This window comes from Actinoalloteichus spitiensis RMV-1378, from assembly GCF_000239155.1.
In the GTDB taxonomy this organism is placed as follows: Bacteria; Actinomycetota; Actinomycetes; order Mycobacteriales; family Pseudonocardiaceae; genus Actinoalloteichus_B; species Actinoalloteichus_B spitiensis.
The window spans coordinates 1-4591 of the sequence record NZ_AGVX02000379.1 but is presented as its reverse complement, the minus strand read 5'-3'; the positions used below and the strand labels follow the sequence as shown (position 1 = coordinate 4591).

Sequence of the window (4591 nt, the reverse complement as noted above, 5' to 3'; positions counted from 1 at the left end):
GGTGGCGGCGGGAACTGGCCGATGCCGCCGTACCCCGGTCGCGCAGGAGGGCCGCCCGGGCGGGCCGGCGCCGTCCGTCCCCGACCGCGCTCGCGGGGAGTCCGTTCCCGGGCCGCGTACCTGCCCCTGGGCGGTGGTCGTCGGTCCTGCGGGGCGGCCCCTCGCCGGAGGCGGCTGAGCTGGCGGAGCGGCGGGCGACACCGGGGACACCGGTGTCGGTTCGCGCCTCATACCGGGTCCGCCGGACGACGGGCCGGCGCGGCCGGCGGACCCTGCCCCCGATGAGGGGACCGCGAACCCGAGTCCGCCCCGGACTCGTCGAGCTCGTCCGCCCCGGGGCTGCCCGCTTCGTCGGAGGAGGCCGTCGCCCGGCGGCCCACCAGCAGGAGCACCGTCGCCAGCGCGCAGAAGCCCACGGCGATCAGGAACACGGCGGGGCTGTACCCCGGGACCACCAGCGGTGCGAGGATGCCGACGGTGGAACCGACCTGCACCAGCGCGGTGTACAGCGCGGCCCCGCCGCCCATGCCCGACGCCAGCGCCTCCCCCAGGATCACCAGACCGATGCTCTGGAAGCCGGCCGCGAACACCGCGTAGACCACCTGGGACAGGACCAGGACGGGGTAACCGGCGTCGACGACGATCATGAGGAACGACGCGAGCCCGACGAGCGAGACCACGACCAGCGCGGGTCTGCTGCCGAACCGGTCGCTGGCGGCGGCGATCGGCACGAGGACCGCGAACTCCACGACGGCGGTCACCGCGAACAGCGCGGACACCCCGCTGGAACCGATCCCCGCGTCGTTGGCGTACAACGGCAGGTACACGCCCCGCAGGCTGTCGGCGGCCCGCAGCGACAACACCGCGATCGCCGCCGTCACCACCAGCGCCCGGAGGGACGCCACCGGGCCCCGGCCGCCGCCGGACCGACCTGGTCCGCCTGCCGCTCGGGAGCCGGCCGTCCGGACAGCGGGAGCCAGGCGACGGCCACGTTGAGCAACGCCAGACCGACCGCCACCCCCACCGGCCCCAGCAGCGGGCTGGTGGTGACCCGTTCCGCCTCGGCGGCCACCGCGAACACCCCGAGGCCGGCGACGTACCCGGCGACGTACCGGATGCGCAGGGAGCTGACCGTCCGCGCCACCGAACGCGACGAGTAGTGGTGCGCCATCGCCACGTACTGCGGGTATACCAGGCTCATCGCCATCACGGCCATGCCCGCCGGGTAGCGGGCCGCCGTCTCGGCGGTCACCGCCAGCGCGACCAGGCCCAGGGCGGAGACCCCGGCGCTGCCCGCCACCGCCCACCGGGAGGAACCGCGGCGCAGCACCCGGCCGACGGTCAGGTTCAGCACGGCGGCGGCCACGGCGTTGAGCACGAAGAACAACGCGATCTCGCCCTTGCCCGCTCCACGGTCGGCCAGGAACAGGGGGAGGGCGACGCTCACCAGGCCGGTGAAGGTCGCGTTGGCGAGCAGCCCGATCCCCACCGCCGCCGGCAGCGCGCGCCCGACGCGGGTCCCGCGCATCAGGCCGGTCCGACGTCCAGCCGCAGCGGGAGGATCGCGGCGCCGTCCGTCTCGGCCCACCCGAGGCGTTGCCGGCGGATCCCCGCCAGCAGGACCATCCCCCGGCCCGGCCCCGGACAGCCGCCCAACCGCCGCCACGGGATCCGCACCCGCAGCACGTCCCGGCCACCGGTGCGCTCCGCCGAGCGGCCGACCGGTTCGGCGTCCGCAGGGGAGGTCAGCGAGTAGTCGTCGAACCGGAGCTCACCGGTCGCGGCGGTGTGGAAGAACTCGAAGCGGTGGTCGCCGAAGTTCAGCGACAACGCGGTCATGTGGCCGTCGGCCGCGGCGGGGGTGGACAGCACCACCGACAGCGCCCCGTCGTCGGCCGACAGCTCACCGACGACGTCGAAGGGCCCGGTCCGGCCAGGGCGGAACACGCTGCGGGCCAGGTCGGTGGACGTCCTGGCGCCCACGCTGATCCTCGTCGGCTCCGAGGAGCACGGCACGGCGACGGTGGAGCCCCCGATCGCCGCCAGCACCTCCTCGTGCTCCCGGGTGCGGACGACGAGCTCAGCCGGCCGCCAACCGGGGTCGACGAGGAACCCCTCCACACCGTCCCACCACAGGTCCACGGGGAAGAACCGGTCCGAGGGCGCGGGCAGGGAGCAGCCCGGGGGCACCGGGTCCCGGCCCAGCAGGTCGACGGAGAGCGCGCGGACGAAGGACACCACGTCCTCGGCGCCGAACCGCGTGACCAGCTCGGCGAACACGGCGACGTCGAACCCTGGGAGCGCGCACATGTCGGCGACGGCGGCGATCTCGTCGAGGCGCACGGTGCCCAGCGGCACCGGGAGGACCGCGCGGATGTAGTCGCCGTAGAGGTGGCACGCCTGCACCACCACCGCCGCCTCCGGGCGCAGCACGCGGGGCGCACCCGGCATCCCGGTGCCCTCCACCAGGTGGTCGACCAGGTCGCCGTGCAGGATCCGGTGTTCCCCCAACGTCTCGTGGTGCACCCACTGACCGGGGTGGGCTCGCGGGTCGCAGTCCTCCGGCGTCGTCCTGGTGCGCCACCTGGGCACCGGGTAGTAGGAGTGCACCTCGACCATGCCGTGTTCCGGAGCGACCAGTCGTGCGTACTCGTCGAAGATCTCCCGAGGGCCCTTCGGCACCAGGCCGAACCGGTCGGCCGAGGTGACGAAGCCGGCCGGGTCGGCGACGACGACGTCGAGGTCGCCGCTGTGGCGCACCGCGCGTTCCTCGCCGGTCAACGCGAGCAGGGTGAACCCCTTGAGAGGGACCATCGAGCGGGAGCGGTCCCGGCCCGCGGTGGCCTCGTCGAGGACCGTCGCCAACGCGGCCCGCCGGTCCATCGCGGCCCGGATCCCGGTCAGCCGGTCGGTGAGCGCCGAGACCAGGTCCGGTGGCACGCGCACCGACTCGACCCGCACCCGGTGCAGGAACCGGGCGTCGAGCCGGTGCGCGTGCAGCGCATGGGCGAAGGCGGTCGTGTCGACGTCATCGAGGGTGGGACGCGGTACGTCCCCGCCAGCCGACCAGGCCAGCGCGTCCACGAGGGAATTCCCGGAGCTCACCGTCGCAGCGTTCCCCGGCGGGGCGGACGCGGTCAATTGGTGCGGTGAGGTGTTGGAGAATCGCTCAATGTTCGTGGAGCCCGACTACAGCGACGCGGCGTAGAGTTCCTCGACCAGGGTGGCGTCGGGCCGGTCGATCGGATCGTTGGCCAGGTTTCCCGAAACCCCCGAGACGAGGGAGTCCAGATCGGATTTCCGGAATCCGTGGTCGGTGAGCCGGGACGAGATACCGATTCTCCTGGTGAGTTCGCCGACGGCGTCGGGAACCGAATCCGCCGCCACGAACCGGGCCAACCGGTCGAACCGTTCCGGGGCGTGCGAATAGGCGCGTTCCATCCAGGCCGGGTACACGCAGGCCAGTCCTCGGCCGTGCGAGATGTCCACCCGGGGCACCGCCCCCATGCCCTGTTGCAGCCGGTGCGGCAGGCAGGTGCTCGCCGTGGCGACGTTGCACCCGCCGAGCAGCGAGGCCAACGCGAGCCCCTCCCGCACCTCCGGGCCGGTCTCACCGGCGACCGCCCTCGGCAGGTGTTCGGTGATCAGCTCCACCGCCGCCTCGGCGAACCGGTCACTGATCGGGTTGGCCCGGCGGGCGACGTAGCTCTCCACCGCGTGGGCGAGGGCGTCGAACCCGGAGTCGGCCACGACGGCGGTGGGGGCGCTGACGAGGAGGTCGGGGTCGACGATCGCGGAGACGGGGAAGAGGTCGTCGCCCCGGACACCCGACCGGAAGGAGACGGCCTCGTCGGTGATGATCGCGCCCTTGGTCACCTCGGAACCGCTGCCGGCGGTCGTGGGGACCGCCACCACGGGCAGGCTCCCCGGGGTCCTGGGCAGCACCGACCCGATCAGCGGGCGGACCGAGGTGTGCGGGACGGTGACCGCCGCGGCCTTCGCCGCGTCCAACGCGCTGCCCCCACCGAGACCGACGACCACCTCGCACTTCTCCCGCCTGGCCAGCCGCGCCGCCGCGTCCACCTCCGCCGCCAGGGGGTTGGGGGAGACCCCGTCGAACAGCACCACCGACACCCCGGCCGAGGTGAGGCTGTGCAGGGCGCGGTCCAGCACCCCGTGTCGGCGCATGGCCGTCCGGCCGCACACCAGCAGGGCCTGGCGGCCGTGCGCCGAAGTGATCTCCCCCAACTCGGCCAACCGGCCCCTGCCGAAGGCCACGGAGGTCGGCACCAGGTGGTCGAAGGTCAGCATCTCATCTCCCGTCGTCGTCCCGCAGCGCGTCGAGCACCGCGCAACCGCCCTCGGCCAGGTACCGCAGCGCCGAGCCGCCGCCCGTCGACGTCGGCCCGGACCAGGGGAGCTCGGCCACCGTGTCCCCGCCCAGCAGCACCACGTCGTCCCGAGCTCCGGCGAGCCGGGTCAACACCTGGTCGCTAACCCGCCGGTGCCCGGCCCGGTAGGCGCTGGGGGGACCCGCGACCACCGCGCGCCCCCCGCCCCCCACGAGCCGGTCCAGGGCGGCGAGCGCCCA

Annotated in this window: 5 protein-coding genes; all 5 read right to left on the bottom strand. The window is 74.3% G+C overall.

Translation table 11 applies throughout. From position 1 onward, the window contains the following. Nucleotides 1-227: 227 nt before the first annotated feature. Nucleotides 228-881 carry an MFS transporter gene (locus tag ACTIDRAF_RS33870; protein ID WP_157163085.1) on the bottom strand — a complete coding sequence of 218 codons (654 nt, stop codon included), beginning with the start codon at nt 879-881 and terminating at the stop codon, nt 228-230. Continuing rightward, nucleotides 878-1528 carry an MFS transporter gene (locus tag ACTIDRAF_RS33865; RefSeq protein WP_016699878.1) on the bottom strand — a complete coding sequence of 217 codons (651 nt, stop codon included), beginning with the start codon at nt 1526-1528 and terminating at the stop codon, nt 878-880. Before ACTIDRAF_RS33865 ends, ACTIDRAF_RS33870 begins: the two co-directional genes overlap by 4 nt. Beyond that, nucleotides 1528-3105 (bottom strand): nucleotidyltransferase family protein, encoded by a 1578-nt coding sequence (locus ACTIDRAF_RS0216770; RefSeq protein ID WP_157163084.1) that lies wholly within the window; start codon nt 3103-3105, stop codon nt 1528-1530. The genes ACTIDRAF_RS33865 and ACTIDRAF_RS0216770 overlap by 1 nt, the downstream gene beginning before the upstream one ends. Before the next feature lie 84 nt (nt 3106-3189). Continuing rightward, entirely contained in the window at nt 3190-4311 is a 1122-nt protein-coding gene (locus ACTIDRAF_RS0216765; protein ID WP_016699876.1) for an iron-containing alcohol dehydrogenase, read from the bottom strand. 1 nt (nt 4312) lies between these two features. Continuing rightward, a partial coding sequence (locus ACTIDRAF_RS29360) for a hypothetical protein (RefSeq protein WP_039787751.1) occupies nt 4313-4591 on the bottom strand: 279 nt, incomplete at its 5' end.

Bases quoted from the DNA above. Each gene is read 5' to 3' on its own strand.
- ACTIDRAF_RS0216765 (WP_016699876.1), bottom strand. From the start codon at position 4,311: ATGCTGACCTTCGACCACCTGGTGCCGACCTCCGTGGCCTTCGGCAGG.
- ACTIDRAF_RS33865 (WP_016699878.1), bottom strand. From the start codon at position 1,528: ATGCGCGGGACCCGCGTCGGGCGCGCGCTGCCGGCGGCGGTGGGGATC.